Annotated in this window: 16 protein-coding genes; 7 read left to right on the top strand and 9 right to left on the bottom strand. The window is 67.9% G+C overall.

Annotated elements, in window-relative coordinates; translation table 11 throughout:
* Positions 1–80: 80 nt before the first annotated feature.
* Complete coding sequence (locus ABZ806_RS38625; protein ID WP_500223374.1) at positions 81–470, bottom strand: PIN domain-containing protein; 390 nt, start codon at positions 468–470, stop codon at positions 81–83.
* The gene (locus ABZ806_RS38620; protein WP_500223372.1) at positions 467–760 is read right to left on the bottom strand and encodes a hypothetical protein; all 294 of its coding nucleotides are present in this window, start codon (positions 758–760) and stop codon (positions 467–469) included. Before ABZ806_RS38620 ends, ABZ806_RS38625 begins: the two co-directional genes overlap by 4 nt.
* A gap of 328 nt (positions 761–1,088) precedes the next feature.
* On the opposite strand from ABZ806_RS38620, the gene ABZ806_RS38615 reads away from it, so the two are divergent.
* Together ABZ806_RS38615 and ABZ806_RS38610 are read left to right on the top strand one after the other, a co-directional pair.
* Entirely contained in the window at positions 1,089–1,706 is a 618-nt protein-coding gene (locus ABZ806_RS38615; protein ID WP_500223369.1) for an RNA polymerase sigma factor, read from the top strand.
* Positions 1,707–1,822: 116 nt separating this feature from the next.
* Positions 1,823–2,731: a recombinase family protein gene (locus ABZ806_RS38610; protein ID WP_500223367.1), complete on the top strand. Its 909-nt coding sequence runs from the start codon at positions 1,823–1,825 to the stop codon at positions 2,729–2,731.
* Between the two features lie 62 nt (positions 2,732–2,793).
* On the opposite strand, the gene ABZ806_RS38605 is transcribed toward ABZ806_RS38610, so the two are convergent.
* The gene (locus ABZ806_RS38605; RefSeq protein ID WP_500223365.1) at positions 2,794–3,807 is read right to left on the bottom strand and encodes a Tn3 family transposase; all 1,014 of its coding nucleotides are present in this window, start codon (positions 3,805–3,807) and stop codon (positions 2,794–2,796) included.
* Position 3,808: 1 nt separating this feature from the next.
* On the opposite strand from ABZ806_RS38605, the gene ABZ806_RS38600 reads away from it, so the two are divergent.
* A complete protein-coding gene (locus ABZ806_RS38600) occupies positions 3,809–4,144 on the top strand; it encodes a UTRA domain-containing protein (RefSeq protein WP_500223363.1) in 336 nt (111 codons plus the stop codon).
* A gap of 386 nt (positions 4,145–4,530) precedes the next feature.
* Here the strand turns inward: ABZ806_RS38600 and ABZ806_RS38595 are convergent, their stop codons facing one another.
* The 4 genes from ABZ806_RS38595 to ABZ806_RS38580 all read right to left on the bottom strand — a co-directional run bounded on the left by ABZ806_RS38595 (position 4,531) and on the right by ABZ806_RS38580 (position 7,462).
* Positions 4,531–4,893: a nuclear transport factor 2 family protein gene (locus tag ABZ806_RS38595; RefSeq protein WP_500223361.1), complete on the bottom strand. Its 363-nt coding sequence runs from the start codon at positions 4,891–4,893 to the stop codon at positions 4,531–4,533.
* Positions 4,890–6,134, bottom strand: coding sequence for a cytochrome P450 (locus ABZ806_RS38590; RefSeq protein WP_500223358.1), 1,245 nt, complete (start codon positions 6,132–6,134; stop codon positions 4,890–4,892). Before ABZ806_RS38590 ends, ABZ806_RS38595 begins: the two co-directional genes overlap by 4 nt.
* A 364-nt stretch (positions 6,135–6,498) precedes the next feature.
* Positions 6,499–6,780: a hypothetical protein gene (locus tag ABZ806_RS38585; RefSeq protein ID WP_500223357.1), complete on the bottom strand. Its 282-nt coding sequence runs from the start codon at positions 6,778–6,780 to the stop codon at positions 6,499–6,501.
* Positions 6,781–6,826: 46 nt separating this feature from the next.
* Positions 6,827–7,462, bottom strand: coding sequence for a TetR/AcrR family transcriptional regulator (locus tag ABZ806_RS38580; RefSeq protein ID WP_500223355.1), 636 nt, complete (start codon positions 7,460–7,462; stop codon positions 6,827–6,829).
* Between the two features lie 205 nt (positions 7,463–7,667).
* On the opposite strand from ABZ806_RS38580, the gene ABZ806_RS38575 reads away from it, so the two are divergent.
* The 3 genes from ABZ806_RS38575 to ABZ806_RS38565 all read left to right on the top strand — a co-directional run bounded on the left by ABZ806_RS38575 (position 7,668) and on the right by ABZ806_RS38565 (position 11,496).
* Positions 7,668–8,885, top strand: a complete 1,218-nt coding sequence (locus tag ABZ806_RS38575) for a cytochrome P450 (RefSeq protein ID WP_500223411.1) — start codon at positions 7,668–7,670, stop codon at positions 8,883–8,885.
* Positions 8,886–9,008: 123 nt separating this feature from the next.
* Positions 9,009–10,037, top strand: coding sequence for an NAD-dependent epimerase/dehydratase family protein (locus ABZ806_RS38570; protein ID WP_500223354.1), 1,029 nt, complete (start codon positions 9,009–9,011; stop codon positions 10,035–10,037).
* A gap of 139 nt (positions 10,038–10,176) precedes the next feature.
* Positions 10,177–11,496 carry a PucR family transcriptional regulator gene (locus ABZ806_RS38565; RefSeq protein ID WP_500223352.1) on the top strand — a complete coding sequence of 440 codons (1,320 nt, stop codon included), beginning with the start codon at positions 10,177–10,179 and terminating at the stop codon, positions 11,494–11,496.
* Between the two features lie 686 nt (positions 11,497–12,182).
* On the opposite strand, the gene ABZ806_RS38560 is transcribed toward ABZ806_RS38565, so the two are convergent.
* Positions 12,183–12,551, bottom strand: a complete 369-nt coding sequence (locus tag ABZ806_RS38560) for a hypothetical protein (protein WP_500223350.1) — start codon at positions 12,549–12,551, stop codon at positions 12,183–12,185.
* 31 nt (positions 12,552–12,582) lie between these two features.
* Complete coding sequence (locus tag ABZ806_RS38555; protein WP_500223347.1) at positions 12,583–14,964, bottom strand: nitric-oxide reductase large subunit; 2,382 nt, start codon at positions 14,962–14,964, stop codon at positions 12,583–12,585.
* Between the two features lie 226 nt (positions 14,965–15,190).
* Here ABZ806_RS38555 and ABZ806_RS38550 point away from each other — a divergent pair, with 226 nt between their 5' ends.
* Entirely contained in the window at positions 15,191–15,991 is an 801-nt protein-coding gene (locus ABZ806_RS38550) for a class I SAM-dependent methyltransferase (RefSeq protein WP_500223345.1), read from the top strand.
* Positions 15,992–16,085 lie beyond the last annotated feature (94 nt).

The following is a 16,085-nucleotide window of genomic DNA, read 5'->3' as shown; positions in this document are numbered from 1 at the left end:
CGGATCAGACAGTGCGCTTCGGGCCCTTTGGCAGGGGCGCACCCGACGGCGAACACACAGGGATGGGTGGAGGGCGTCGATCAGCGGCCGGGTCGGGCTATCGGTAGCAGGGGGACTCCAAAGCCGCGGTAGTCCTCTGGCTGTGCAGTGGCGATCTCCCAGCCGGTCAGCAGCGCCACCGTCACCGCGTGCAGAACGGGCCATCCTCCGGCGGGCCAGAGCCTGGCAGCCATCCGGCCGGTCTCGTCAGCGGCGACCCGGTCCAGTGCCGGAACCTCGACGGCGGCGAGTTGGGCCAGGTGCACCGACATCTCGGGGCGCTGTCTCACCGCCGCTGCCAAGCACACCGCCGGCACCGACACCACGAAGTAGGGGTCTGCGTGCGCGGCATGCACCAATCCCGACAGCGCCCGGTGGCCCCGCCCCAACGCCAGGACGGCATGGTGATCGAAAACGATGCCGTCGTTCACGCAGCCGACGCCGCCCGGCGAGCCGAGGCCCGCGCCTTGACCCCGGCGAGCAACTCCTGACCTTTGGTGAGTTCGGCGTCGGTGAGCTCCTCGCCGCCCAACAGGTGCTCGGCCAGGTAGGCGCGAGCATGCTCGGCATCCCGCTCACGCGCGACTCGCGCCGCGAGCGTCTCGGAGATCAGAGCCGACAGCGACGGCGCCTTGCCCGCCGCGACCAGGTCGCGTGCGGCAGCCAGAACGTCGGCGGGAATGGTTGCTGAGATTGCTTCGGTCCGCGATGCCTCACCCATGACCGGTCATGCTATCGGATGCTATGGCGCAGCGCACCGCTGTACGCTGGCTAGCCCGCGAGGAGAGAATCGGAACGGTCAGTACCGACTCAGCCGTGTGGTGACTTTGACGACTGGGCATCGTCGGGTCATGGCTGATCAGCGAGCCGCCGGGGTCACCGGTCGTCGCGCTTCAGCCGCCCGTGAAGTGCGGACTCTCTACCGGATGGACGGGTTTCGCTGATCTGGCCGGTCCTGGACGGTTTCGGGCGGCTCTTGGCTTGGGTGTGTGTTCATTTCGCTACCGTGCGTCTGTGACTTTAAGTTAGGAGTCCATCTCGGAGGGTACATGGTGGGAAGGGTCGGTGTTCGGCTGTGCCGGGCGGGGTCGCGGTGGACGGTCCAGACCACCGATGAGGAGGCGTTCCGTCTGCTGTATCGGGACCTGAACCCGAGGCTGCTGCGGTACCTGCGGGTGCTGGGCGTTGACGAGGCCGACCGGGTCGCGGCGCAGGTGTGGCGGCAGCTCGCCAGGGAGCCGTGGGTGTTCCGCGGCGGGGACTGTGCCCGGCTGCGCGGCCGGGCCGCGGCGATCGCGCGGAACCAGGCCGGCGACCACGTAGCGCGAATGTCCCCGGCCCACTCCGCCTGCGGCGCGGGCGATGCTGCGGCGCCTCATCGGCCGGTACTCACGGTGGCGGAGGGCGAGGTGTCGACCGATGAGGCCATTGCGCTGATCGCGGCGCTGCCCGGTGACCAGGCCGAAGCGTTGCTGCTTCGGGTGGTGATCGGGTTGGACGCTACCGCGGCCGCGCGGGTCATGGGCACCAGCACAGCGGCTGTGCGCACCGCATCGGTGCAGGCGCTGAGCAACCTTGCTCATGTTCTTGGGGGCTGCTCGGGTCGGCGAGATGAGGCCGGGGCGTGTGGGGACACTGCCGATGACTGTGCGCGTTCGCATAAATGACCCGTTCTGCGAGACCCGTGGACCCCTCGCAAGCGGGCGCGTCACCCTAGGCCGCCATTCGCACAATTCCTCGCAGAACTGGGTGGCTGTGCGCAGGGTTCTGCGAGACTGGGCCAGTGGAGCTGACGCCGGAGGAGGCCGCTGAGGCGGTCGAGCGCTTCGACTGCCCGAACTACGAGGTGATGGCGCCGTCCCCGTGCCGCACGCGGGGCGGGAAGGTCGCCTCCAAGTACCACACCGCACGGTTCATCCTGGTACCCGCGCTGCGTGAACTGCTGGAGGTTCCAGTTCCGGCCGGGCGTCGGCCGGGGGCGGTGTGGTACGCGCTGCGGCCGGTGGTGGCTGCCGAGGTGGCCCCGGCCGCGCCGGCGATCCGGATCGGGTACGCGCACTGCTCGACGAAAGACCAGGAACTCGACAGCCAGTTGATCGCGTTGCGCACGGCCGGATGCGCGCGGACCTTCTCGGAGAAGATCTCCACGCGGGTGAAGGTGCGGCCCGAGCTGGACGCCGCGCTCGCGCTGTGCCGGGACATCAAGTCGGCCGCGCCCAGCCAGACGGTCATCTTCACCGTGCACGAACTCAAACGGCCCGCGCGCAATGCCGCCGAGCTGATGACGCTGGCGGGTGGCCTGCAGGCCGCCGGGATCGAGCTGGAGTTGCTTTCCGGGCCGCTGACCGGGATCTACGACCCCAACGGGCTGGGAGCGATGCTGTTCGCGGTGCTGGCGGTCTCCGCCCAGCTCGACCGCGACTACATTCGCGACAAGACGCTGGAAGGCCAGCAGGCCGACGCCGCCAAGGGCAACCACGGCGGCCGCCCCAAGGTGATCGACGAGGACATGCTCACCTTCGCCCAGGCGCTGCGCGCCAAGGGCGTCCCAGTCCCCGAGATCGCCGCCAAGCTGAAGATCTCCACGGGGAAGGACGCGGGCAAGCCGCCCTCGGTCGCCTCGCTGTACCGCGCCCTGGCCGAGGCGGAGCAGGCCGACGCCGACCAGCGGGCGATGGACGCGCCTGCCTGAGCAGCGCCGTTGGGTTGCTTGCTCAAGCCCCGTCTCGGGGAGCTGGCTGGGTACTGCCGGGGTCAGGGGCCTTCGCCGGGGGTGCAGACCAGCCAGCGGCCGTTCGCGGTGGGCTGGACCTCCACTCTGATGGAGGTCAGCAGCGAGAACCGCTCGCTGAGTATGCCGTCGATCTGCTGCAAGGACTCGTCGACAGGAAGCGGTTCCGGCCAGGTCGGACGCCAGATCAGCGTCGCATCCTTGGCGGTCAGCCGGATGGCGTAGGTATCTCCTCCCCGAACTTCCACACCAGTTCTTGCCGGATTCGGGCGAGCTCGGGATCGGTGTCTGCGGGTCGTGCGGGTTTGCGTCGCCACCACTTCATGACATTGACGCTGACATCGCACCGGGGGATGCGTCCCCTTCGTGGGCGGGGTCGTGGAAGGGGCCCAGCCCAGCGGCGACTTCGGCGCGGGTGAAGGCGTAGCGGCCCAGGAAGTTGATGTGCTCATAAGCGATGGGCGAGATCCGGGCGCACATGTCGTCGGTGGCGGGGAACCCGTCGGCGCGGATCTGCTTGACGGCGGCGTCCAGGTAGAGAGTGTCCCACCACGGCGTTCAGGGCGAGGCCGAGCGCGCCGAGTTGGTCCTCCATTCCTTCGCGGTAGCGCTGGCCGGAGCTGGCCGCGGTTGCCGAAAGCGATCCGGCGGGCGAGGCGGTGGCGGCCTTCCTGGACAATGAGCTGGGTGCCGATCATGCGGCGGTAGCCGTCGTCGTAGATGAACTGCAGCAGGTGCAGGGTCTTGAAGATGCGGCCGTAGTGGGCGAACGCGTCGCCCAGGCCGGTGGGGCGGCCGTCGCGCGACAGCATCCGGATCAGGTCGTAGGCCCGCACCTGGCCGGTGGTGAGGGAGCCGGCGACGCGGAGCATGTCGGCCCAGTGCGCGCGGATGCGGTCGAGGCGGACGGTGTGGCGGGACATGTGATCGAGGGGGCCGTAGGTGGCGCGGGTGTTGGTGCGCCACAAGCGGGTGTCGCCCAGGTCGGTGATGCGCGGGGAGAACTGGTAGCCGCAGATCGCGAACAGGCCGAACACGATGTCGGAGTACGACCTGCTGGTCGTGCTCGAACACAACCGGCTCCCCTTGGCGGCCTGCCCGGCCCTGGCCGAAACCGACTTCAACAACGCCTCGCTGTACGCCACCCTGCGCGCGGCGGACCCACCGCAGCTGCCGCGCGTCGCCGACTACGAGGTCGAAGCCCGCCATCCGACGCCACGAGAGATCGAGCTGTTCGGGATTGGCGACACCATGCTGATGCTTGTCGCGACCCAGTTGACCTTCAACCAGGCGGAACGCCCGGTAGAACTGACCGTGCAGGTCTACCGAGGCGACCGCTACCGCTTCCGCGCCTCGATCACCAACCGGACGTGATCGGCTCCTACCTTCACGACCGTCCACCGGTGCCTTGCGAGGCCGCAGTCATGAACGGTGCCGGCTGCCGGCCGGAGATCTCACTGCACGTGCAGGCCGGGCGGGGCAAGCCGGGGGAGCGGTATTGGCCGGGTCCACGGGTGGCCACGACGAGCCGACCGGTGTAGTAAGCGATGAGTCCGTGATGAGGACCTCTTCGGCGGCACCGCTCGAAGCTGCGGCGGGCACAGAGCAGCCGGATCATCGTTCACGAGCACAGCCCGCCGGCGCACAGAGGGACGCGCCGCTGGCCGCGTCCGTTGAGCGGTACGTCGTCCCGCGGCGGATGATCGCCGTGGTCGGGGGTGAGCCTTCCCGGGCAGTCGCGACTGAACAGCCGTGGCCGGTTACACCTTCCTACGCGCCGTGGTGGTTCTTCGCCGGTAGCAGATCGCCAGTCGGCTGTCCCGGCCTTCGCCGTTGAGGTCGAAGACGTCGACAGCGTGGACCTGCCCGCCATCCTGGCTGAGCGGGCTGGTCGCCTCGGTCTCCACCCGCTCACGGTGGTCGTCGCCACATGAGGTAGCGATCTTGGTCACCGCCCTCCCGGTGAACACGACGTCGCGGAAGAAGCCGCTCATAGCCTCTGCTCCGGTGTATGTGCCGACCGGGTGGTGCAGCACCGCGTCATCGGCGAAGAGGGACATCAGTCCGGTCAGGTCCGCCTCGTCGACCGCTTCGCCGTAGCGTTGGCTCACATGCTCGGTCATCGTCCCTCCAGGCGCATCGGCAGGTGCCGAATGCCGGTGTGCTTGTTGGACCGGACGCGGCGCACGGGCCCGGTGACGGCGAAGTCGGCGACGCGGTCCAGGAGCGCCTCGAAGATGACCCGCATCTCCATACGTGCCAGGCCAGAGCCGAGGCAGAAGTGCGGTCCGCGGCCGAAGGCGAGGTGCTGGTTGGGAGTGCGGCGGATGTCGAAGATGTCGGGGTCATCGAAGACAGTGGCGTCGCGGTTGGCCGACGCCCACCACAGGGTGACCTTCTCTCCGGCGCCAATGGCGGTGCCGGAGATCTTGGTGTCGGCGGTAGCCGTACGGCGGTTGTACGGCGTTGGGGACGTCCAGCGCAAGATCTCCTCGATTGCCGGGTCGAGCAGGGTGCGGTCGTCGACGAGTTCCTGCCAGGTGGCCGGCCGTTCGGCTAGGGCGAGCATGCCGCCTGCGATGGCGTTGCGGGTGGTCTCGCTGCCGGCCGCGATCAGCAGGCTGAATACCATTTGCTGCTCTATGGGGGCCAGCGGTTCGCCGTCGATCGTCGCGGTGGCGGCCACCGACAGCAGGTCGTCCCCGGGAGCGTCGCGCTTGCGCTCGAGTAGTTCGCTCCCGTAGGTGAACATCTCCGCCGCGGCGCGCTTACTGGCCTCGCTCGCCTGGCCGAGGTCGCGGTCGGCGTAGTCGAGCGTCGCGTTGGCCCATTCCATGAGCCGGTGCCGGTCCTCCTGGGGGACACCCAGGAGTTGCGCGACCGCCTGCAGCGGAAGCTCTGCCGCAACGTCGACCAGGAAGTCGCAGTCACCGCGCTCGACCGCGGCGTCGACGATGCGCGCGGCCCGGCCGCTGAGGTCGTCCGCGATCCCGGCGAGCGCCCGAGGCGCCACGTTGCGCTGAAAGAGCCGGCGGAACTTGGCGTGCCGCGGCGGGTCGGTCATGTTCAGCATCGTCCCGGGCGCGAGGCCGGGCGGCAGGTCCTCCAGCAGGGTGCCGCCGCCGTCGCGGACGGCGGTGCCGTCGGAGGAGAAGGCCGCCGTGCCGGCGGCGGCGCCGAGGATGTCGCGGTAGCGGCTCAGCACCCAGAACCCCTCGCCGCCCGGGGTGTGCTCGGTCGGCGGGTGCCACCAGACGGGAGCCTCGCGGCGTAGCCGTGCGAACACCTCATAGGGGAAGCCGTCAACGAACCGGTCGAGATCGGTCAGGTCGATGCCCTGGAGCGATGCGGTGTGCAATGTCATGTCAGCTCCCTCGACCATTGGTGGTGGTCATCGGTCTCCCTGCTCCACGCCGGATTCTGGGATGATCAACGGATCGGATGGTCCAGGCTGTCGTCGTCCACAGCAGCCACTGAGTGCGACTGCGCCGATGAGGACGCTGATCAGTGCATACTCCATCTGCGATGCTGGGCCGTAACGATCTCGCCGTTCAATGCTGTACTCGTGATGGGAGAGGGAATGGCGGGCGGCGCCGGCCTCGGAACGGGATCGGCGGCGACAGTCGAGAAGGTGGGCTCTGGTCGATCGGCAGGTCAGTGACCAGGCCTATGGCGCTCCATAGGCGCATGACCGATCGGGCGCCGAAGAGGAGGCGCACTCCAGGGACCTACCCGCACAACTCAAGGTTCTGGTACTTCATTGCCCTCGCTTCCCTCGCGCACGCGACCTCCCGCTGGTGAGCCAGCAGGAGGTCGATCAGGCTGAGCCGCGCCAACGCGCTGGCGACGATGCGGGTTTCCCTGCAGTGGACCACATCGGAATAGTAGAACGTGTTCCAGCCAAGGTCACCCTCTTCGGTATCGGTTTGTGTCAGCGATACACGACGCAGCCGCGGCAACACTCGCGCGATGTGGCGGTTAACAGCACTGAATCGCCTGGATGTCTTCACCTAGCTAGGCCGCTTGGCTGGCGAACGGAGTAATCGAGAACGCGTTCTACCGGGTGCCATGGCGGCCGGAAGTGGTGATGGTTGGTTGGGCGGTGACCGCGGGGATGAGCCAACGGCGGAGGAAGGGCCGCGGATCGCCGTCATGAGCGTGCGGTCTGCGCGGCTCGGGGATGTAGGAGTGCAGCAGGCGGAGCAGGTATTCCGCCAATCCGTCCAGGGCGTCCCCGGGGTAGCCCAGTTCCCGCCAGTCGATCCCAAGTTCGCGCAGCAGGTCGGTGGTGAGCCCGATCGCGGTCTGGGACAGTATCTCGATGCCGAGGCTGGCGGTGTTGCCGGTGGTGATGAGCAGGCCGACATGGGGCTCGTGAGGAAGCCGCTCGATCACGTGGGCGACCAGTTCGACGAGGATTTCCGTGGGGTCGTCGATGTCGGCGACGTGGTCCTTGATCCGGGCCGCGAAGTCGCCGGCTGCGGCCAGCGAGGTCGCCTTCAGTACCTCTTCGATGTTGCGGAAGTACCGGTAGATGGTGGCGCGGGTGACGCCGAGTTCGTCGGCGACGTCGCTGAGTCCGGTCTTGCGGGCGCCGTAGCGGTCGATGCAGCGGGCCGCGGCATCGACGATCCGCTGGCGGGCCTCCTGGTCGCTGGTGGGCGGATCCCCCCGCCACCCGTGGGTGCGCATGCTCCTCATTCCATCAGACGCCCGACCGCTATTGACAGTACACAGATTCAAATTATGTACTGTCGTATGCCCGGGCGCGACCCGGGCACCACTACAAGGCCGATACGGCGCGGCATCGGTCCCCGGCACACTTCGGCGCCTCGCGCCCCGGCATCGCGATCGGGTGCGGGCCTGCTCGATGGAAAAGGAGCCAGTCGTGTCTTCGATGACGATGTCCAGGTCCGATCAGCCGGTCAACGACGCGGTCAATCTGGTCAGTGGTGACTTCTGGGGACGCAACCCGCACGCCGAGCTTCGCTGGATCAGGGACAACGCGCCCGTCTACTGGGATCCCCGCGGTGAGGTCTGGGGAGTATCGACCTACGGGGCGGTCAAGTACGTCTCCCGCCATCCTGAGCTGTTCTGCAACGGCGAGGGCATCCGTCCCGATGCCGACCCCATGCCGATGATGATCGACATGGACGATCCCGAGCACAAGCTGCGGCGCAAGCTGGTCAGCGCCGGGTTCACCCCGCGGCGCGTCGCCGGCCGGCGCGAGTACCTCGAACGGCTCTGCGACGAGATCATCGACCGGGTCTGCGAGCGCGGCGAATGCGACTTCGTCACCGATCTGGCCGCACAACTGCCGCTGATCGTGATCGGCGACGCCCTTGGGATCGCGCCCGCCGACCGGCAGACCCTGCTGGCCTGGTCCGACGACATGCTCCGGGCGCTGACCGGCGGCGACGACCCCGACCTGCTCGCCCGCGCCGCCGAGGCGTTCGCGGGTTTCAACGACTACGCCTCCGCCGTCGTGGCCGACCGCCGTACCTGCCCCCGCGACGACCTCATCAGCGTGCTCACCCACGCGACCGTCGACAGTGACCGGCTGGACCACGACTCGCTGCTGCAGGAGTCACTGCTCATCCTCATCGGCGGAGACGAGACCACCCGGCACGTCATCTCCGGCGGAATGTGGCAGCTCTTCCAACACCCCGACCAGCGCAACGCCCTCACCCGGGACCCGTCCGGCATCCCCACCGCAGTGGAGGAGATGCTGCGCTGGGTGTCCCCGATCAAGAACATGGCCCGCACCGCGACCCGCGACACCGTCCTGGACGGACGCGACATCGCCGCCGGCGACACCCTCCTACTGCTCTACCCGTCCGCCAACCGGGACGCCGCCGTATTCACCGACCCCGACACCTTCGACAGCACCCGGAGCCCGAACGAGCACCTGGCCTTCGGCAACGGCCCCCACTTCTGCCTGGGCAACAGCCTGGCCCGCCTGGAGATGCAGGTGATGTTCACCAAGCTCCTGGCCCGCCTGCCCGATCTCGAGCCGCTCAGCGACAAAGAACCGGCCCACCGGCCCGCCAATTTCGTCTCCGGCTACGAGACGATGCCCATCCGGTTCACACCCACCCGTCGCGCCCTGACATGACCCCATACCGTCGGCCAGCACGCGCCACCACGCCGGCCCGAGCATGACGGATGGAGGCATTGGCCCTCCCCTCGGAGTTCAAAGGGCCGACCTTCCCCCACGCCCGAACCCTTGGAGTCTTCCGTGAAAGTCCTGGTCACCGGTGGAACCGGTTTCGTCGGATCCCACGCCGTCCGCGAGATCCTCAACACCGGGCACGAGGTCCGGATGCTGGCCCGGACCCCCGCGAAAGTCCCAGGGGTCTTGACGGCTCTCGGCATCGCCGAATCCGACCGCCCCGAAGTCGTGGCCGGCGACATGACCGATCCCGACACGGTCGAGGCCGCGCTGGACGGCTGCGACGCCGTGCTGCACTGCGCCGCGGAGATCGGCGTCGCCGGCGGCCGGGGCCCGTCCAGCACCGCCAACATCGATGGCACCCGCCTCATCGTCGACACCGCCGTCAAGCTGGGCCTCGATCCCATCGTCTACACCTCGACGATCACGGTGCACCTGCCCGCCGCCGATCCGATCATCACCCACAGCACCCCATTGGCCGATCCTCTGTCGGCCTACGGCGCCCAGAAGCGCCTGGCCGAAGAGTACGTCCAAGCCGCCCAGGCCGTCGGCGCACCGATCACGACCCTGGTGGTCGGCGGTGTCTACGGCCCCCACAGCCCCCACCTGGACGGCAGCCACAGTGCGCTGATCGCCGCGCTGCGGTCCGGGATGTACGCACCCGACGGCGGCCTAGGCGTCCTGGACGTACGCGACCTCGCGACCCTCATCGCCCGCACCCTCATCCCTGGCCAGGGCCCCCGCCGCTACTTCGCCAGCGGCCGCTACATCACCTGGCGGCACTGGGCCGAACTCCTCAGCCGCGCGGCCGGGCGCCCCGTGCCCTACCATGTCGTTCCCGTCGACGACATGATCCAGATCGGCCGTGAACTCGACGCGATGCGCGTCCAGGGCAGGGACGTCCCACCCCTGTCCTACGAGGCCGCGGTCATCATGTCGTCCGGACGCCCCGCCGACGACACCGCCACCCTCACCGACCTCGACCTCACCTATCGCCCCACCATCGACACCTTCCGCGACACCATCGCCTGGCTCGGCGCCCAAGGCCGCCTCCCCAGGCACGCCAGCGGAGAGCCGATCCCCGAGCCGAGGTGACCTGCGGCCGGAACACGCCGACCACCAGACCGTGCATTCGACCAGCAGCAGGGTGACTCCTGCGGTGAGGCGCAAGTGTCCGATCCCAGCGGGCCGTGTCCGCCCGGCAGGCGCCACCCGAGGCACCATTGAGGCCGAGATGACGGGACATCCAGCCATGTTCACTCCCGCCCCTCAAGTCCGCTGCAGCGGCCGCTCCCTCTCTTCGCAACCGGTGTTGGGACGATGTCTCGTCGGACGCCTGCAGGGAGAGTTGCCGCACCTGGCAGAAGACATCATCGAAGAAATGTACAAGGCGGCTCCCTTTCTCTCTGACAGCGGCCGCGGAAATCTGCGTTCAAGCGTCACTCCGCTCGCCGCCCAAAGACTCCGCCGAATCGTGCAGCGCCTTACCGATCCGCTGGCCTCCCGGGCGGACCGGGCCCGGGTCTGCCGTGCCCTCGGCCGGGCCGCGTATCTGCACGGAATGGACTCGGACACGCTCCACACCATCCTTCGGCGCAGCGCCTGGGTCGCCTGGCGCCGTTTCGCGCGCGTCGGCAGTGAAGTCGGCCTCTCGCGAGAACAACTCGACTCGCTCGCCGAGCAGATCCACTCCCGCGTGGAAGAAATCTGCGTGGACACCGTGATCGCCTACTCCGATCTAGCCGATGAATGGAAAGACGACCTCCAGGTTCGACGGCGGCGTTTATTGGACATTCTTGTATCCGCTGCACCGATCGCGACGATGGACGTTGTCGCCGCCCTGGCGCGGGCCGCGCAATGGCGCCTGCCGACTTCGGTGGCCTGCATCGTGCTGAGTGAAGGCTGGCAGAGCGAGAGCCGATTACCTCCTGCCCTCGGCACTGACGTGCTCATGGACATCGAGCGCCCCGTACCGCGCATCCTTGTCCCCGACCCCCAAGGGCCAGGGCGACGTGAACGATTCGAACGCGGCCTGTGGGGAACACGTTTCGCGGTCGGCCCGACCGTCCCCTTGGCCGAGGCACGGACCTCTCTGAGGATGGCGGAAGGAGCCATCTCGCTAATGCATCGAGGCTTCTTCGGGACTACCGCACATGTGCACTGCGAAGATCACCTGACGACACTGCTGATTCTGCGTGACGAGCACATGATGAATGAGTTCGTCGAGCTGAAAACCGCGAGCTTGGCCGACTTCACGCCTGAGCGGCGATCCCGTCTCTTAGAGACACTTTTATCCTGGCTCTCCAACGGTTCCAACACGCAAGCAGCGGCGGAACTCTCCGTCCATCCGCAGACCGTGCGGTACAGGATGCGCCAGCTAAAAGAGATCTTCGGTGAACGACTCGACAATCTGAACTGGAGATTTGAGATGGCCCTCGCCCTTCGCGCACACCGCCTCCTGAGTATGCCGACAGCGCCGATAGGCGTGGTGGAGCCGACGCAGGCATCCGGAATGGATCCGGTCGGCTACCCCTCATCGAGACCGCCCCCATGACCTGGGCACCCGGTCCCTGGCAGGTCGCCCAGGCCGAGGTGGAGCAGCTGACACTGATATTCACCGCGCTCTCACGGTATGTCCTGGCCGCAGATCACCTGGGCGACGGACTGGTCTCTCCACTGGCCGCGCGGCGGCGCTTCGGCGGGGTGATGGGCCGTATCGAGAGACCGCTGAGGGAGTATTGGAGGGTAACCCCGCTGCGGCCCGAGGGCGATGCCGCGCATGTGCGCAATGCGATCAATGCGATTATCGCGACGGCTGCCTGCAGGTCGTGGCCGGTGACGTCGTCGATGACCAGGAGGTGTCGCCGCCGGGCAGGACGAACCTCTCGTATCAGGCGCCCCCACCCGGCCTGGTCTGCGAAAGGAGGTATCGGGCAGCCTGCCGCAAGGTGGGTGGAGTCGTGCACGAGCTCGGGGAGCCAGACGCGCTGGAAGCGCTCGGGGAGGTGCTGCGTCTGGCTGGTAGAACCCGGGTGCTGCCCACCTGGAACGCTGAGGCCTGGATGTTCGCTGCCGAACTGTCGGCCTGGCGGTGGCAGGGCAGCTGTCGTTAGCGGGTCCGTCCCACCGAGCGATCCCGCTCCGGATGCCGCGGAGGTCTGCTGGGCGGTCTTGTGTCGGGTGCTGGGTGGTGCGTCCGCCCAAGGGGCCCCGAGGGCCGGTGGGCCCTCGGGGCGGGTTTCACGGGTGGGTGGGGGGTCTGCGCGTGAACGCGCGTAGCAGGAGAGTGATGGTCGTGGCCGCGACCAGGCCTGCGGTGCTCAGCAGTGCGATCTCGGCGGGACGGTGGTGACGGGCCAGTTCGACGATCACGAGGGTGACCGCGGACAGGGCCGTGATCAGCGCGATGAGGGTGTTGAGCCGGCCCGCTTCCGAATGCGGCCAGTCCGCCCGGTCGGTGGGCGGTGGTTCGGGTGCCTGCCGCCGGTGGGCGGCCAGGGCCCGGCTCCGCCAGGGCGAGGTGTCGATCTTCCCGAGCCGGTGGAGGCCGCCTGCCACGCCGACCAGCACCAGCGCGTAGCAGGCGACGAAGACGGCTTCGGGCCGCATGGCCGACTCCTTCCGGTTCCTTGCGGGCTGCTCAGCTCTGCCCGCTGGTGGCTTGGGGGTGGTCGATGACCTCGGTGAACAGGGCCAGTTCCGCTTCCTGCGGGGCTCCGTCCGCGTCGGGGCCGGTGGGGACGGCCGCAGGTTGCGTGGCGCTGCCGCCGCTTTCCCCGGGCACGTGCTGTCCGCGGTGCCGGACGGCCTGCCAGGTCAGCCAGAGCAGGGGGAGTACTCCGCCGGTCATGAACAGCACGTCACCGGGTAGGCGCAGCCATTCGAACAGGGCGTTGGTGGAGTTGCTGATGAACTCCAGGCTGCGGGCGTCGTAGTAGCCGATGTCCACCGAGTGGTAGAGCTGCAGGATGCCGAGCGGCATCAGTGTCGCGAAGGACATCCAGGCCAGGCCGGCGTTCAGTGACCAGAAGCTGATGGAGGCCAGCCGGTCGGACCAGTACTTCTCCGGGACCAGGTAGCGGAGGGCGAAGATCGCGAAGCCGACGGCGAGCATCCCGTAGACGCCCATCATGGCGGCGTGGCTGTGGTTGGCGGTCAGCATCGTCCCGATCTCGTAGTAGGAGACGATCGGCAGGTTGATCAGGAACCCGAACACGCCGGCGCCGAGGAAGTTCCAGAAGCCGACCGCGACGAGGAACATGACCGCCCAGCGGTGCGGGAAGGGCGTCGGGCTCTTGGACTCCTGCCGCGCTCCGAGCCGGATGAACGTCCACGCCTCGACGGTGAGGAAGGTCAGCGGGATGACCTCGAAGGCGGAGAAGAACGCGCCCAGTGCCAGTACTTCGGCCGGTTCGCCGTTGAAGTACCAGTGGTGTGCGGTCCCGATGACACCGCCGACGCTGTAGAGGATGATGTCGAGGAAGACCACGCGCAGCGCGATCTTCTCCCTGACCACGCCGAGCAGCACGAAGATGTAGGCGACCATCACCGTGGTGAACAGCTCCAGAAAGTCCTCGACCCACAGGTGGACGACCATGAAACGCCAGAAGTCGGAGATGGCGTAGTTGGTGTCGTTGCTGGTCATCAGCCCGGCCGAATAGACGATCGGGAGCGCCAGCGCGGCGAAGAAGAACAGCCAGGGCAGGTTGCTGCGGCGCTCTCCGGCGAGCCGGTGCCGCATGCCGCGCCACAGGATCACCACCCAGAACGCCATGCCGATGGTGAGAAGGATCTGCCAGAACTTGCCGAGGTCGAGGTACTCCCACCCCTGCATGCCGATCCACTTCCACAGGTCGCCGAAGGCGCCGTGGATGCCGGCCAGTTCGCCCAGCAGCGAGCCGACTACCACGATGACCAGCGCGCCGAGCAGCAGATACGACAGCTTCGCCTGGCCCTTGGGGTCCCGGCGGCGGGTGATCATCGGGATGAGGAAGATCCCGGCGGCCAGGAAGCTGGTCGACACCCACAGCAGCGATAGCTGGACGTGCCAGGACCGCATCACGTTGTAGGGCAGCCAGCGGTCCAGCGGGATGCCGAAGAAGCTCTCCAGGTCGGCCCGGTAGTGCTGCGCGGCGGCCCCGGCGAACGTCTGGACCAGGAACATCCCGGCCATCACGAAGAAGAACCAGGCCATCGCCCGCTGGCTGGGCGTCAGCGGCACCGTCCGCGGCTCCTTGAACCGCAACTCCCGCTGGTCGCGGCCGTGCCAGCCGAGCCAGTTCCAGCGTCCGAACGCGGCGAACAGCGCACCGGTGCCGCCGATCAGCGCGATGAGGCTGATCACGCTCCACACCACGGTCGATCCGGTCGGCGAGTTGCCGACCAGCGGCTCGGCGGGCCAGTTGTTGGTGTAGCTGTAGTGCTTGCCGGGACGTTCCACCGATGAGGCCCAGGCGCTCCAGGCGAAGTAGGCGGTCAGCTGCCTGACCTGGGCCGGGTCGGTGATCGCTTCGGGGCGCAGCCCGGTCTTGCCCTGCGGCTGGGCGAAGAATTCGCTGTAGTGCCGGGTCAGTTCGGTGAAGGCGGCGGCCTGCGCGGCGGAGATGGTGAGGGTGCCGGACTCCTCGTCGTAGGAGTTCGTCCGGAAGTCCTTGATCGTCTGCTCCAGCGGCGCGTCCGTCCCGCCATGGGACCGGTTGACCAGCAGGGCCGCGCGGTGCAGGTAGTCGGCGGTGAAGTCGGGCCCGAGATAGCCGCCGTGCCCGAAGATCGAGCCGTACTCCATCAGGCCGTTCTTGAGGAAGACGTCCTGGCCGGCCATGACATCGGCATGGGTGAACACGGTCCCGCCGTCGGCCGCGACGGTGCGTTCGGGGATCGGGGGAGTCGACCGGTAGCTCTGGAACCCCATCAGCACCAGGACGAAGAAGCCGAAAGCGGTGATGAGAGCGGCGGCCTGGACCCAGCCGCGACCGATGAGCGGGCCGCGTCGCTTGAGGGGCGGTGCCGGTGACGCTGTCACGGAACCTCCAGTGGGGGGATATTACGGCTGGTGCTAGTTTTTACAGACGAAGATGTGAGAAAAACAAGCCACTGGAAGCCGTGGGTCGAGAGACCTTCCCCACATGGGCGCGCCGCCGCAGGTAGCGCCTGTCGACCACCCGAACGGTGCGTTCCAATATCCGAAGCGCGACCCGGACTAGTTAGGTTAGGCTTGCCTAATCAACCGCTGAGTCGAAGGAGTCACGGTGGACCAGCGACCGCACACGGTTCCCGCCTCGGGGCGTTCCAGTGAACAGGTTCAGGGGCACTGGCTCCTCGCGCGGCTGGGCAAGAAGGTGCTCCGTCCGGGAGGCATCGCGCTGACACGGCGCATGCTCGATCAGGCGGACATCCGCGGCTGCGACGTCGTCGAGCTGGCACCCGGCCTCGGGCGCACCGCACAGGAGATCCTCGAACGCGATCCCGCTCGGTATGTCGGCGTCGACCGTGATCCGGACGCTGCCGCCGGTGTCCAGGACGTGATCGGTGCGCGCGGAACGGTGGAGGTCGCGGACGCCTCGGCGACCGGACTGCCCGATGCGAGCGCTGACGTCGTGGTCGGCGAGGCGATGCTCACGATGCAGGGCGATAAGGCCAAGCACGCGATCGTCGCCGAGGCCGCCCGGGTCCTGCGTCCCGGCGGACGGTACGCCATCCACGAGCTCGGCCTCACCCCAGAGGGGATCGGCGACGAGGTCAAAACGCAGGTGCGGCAGGCGCTGGCACGCAGCATCAAGGTCAACGCCCGCCCGCAGACGCCCCGAGAGTGGACGGCCGTTCTCCAGGAGCACGGCCTCGTCGTCGAGTGGGTCGAGACGGCCCCCATGGCGCTGCTGCAGTCACGGCGCCTCGTCTCAGACGAAGGACTGGTCGGAGCGCTGCGTTTCGGCAAGAACCTGCTCATGCAAGCAGACGCCCGCCGACGCGTCCTGGACATGCGCCAGGTCTTCCAGCAACACCGCAAATCACTCATCGCGGTAGCGCTCATCGCAAGGAAGAGCCTCTAAGCTTGTCTTTTAACCTCTGACCTGCGACTTCTTGTCACGCCGCGGGTTGCTTTCGATCTTGCTTGCGGGGGACGGGGTGGCGTTTGGCTGGGCC

Origin of the sequence: Spirillospora sp. NPDC047418, from assembly GCF_040643275.1 — a bacterium.
Taxonomy (GTDB): domain Bacteria; phylum Actinomycetota; class Actinomycetes; order Streptosporangiales; family Streptosporangiaceae; genus Spirillospora.
Note: the sequence above shows the minus strand (reverse complement) of the source record. Positions and strands in the feature narration are given on the sequence as shown.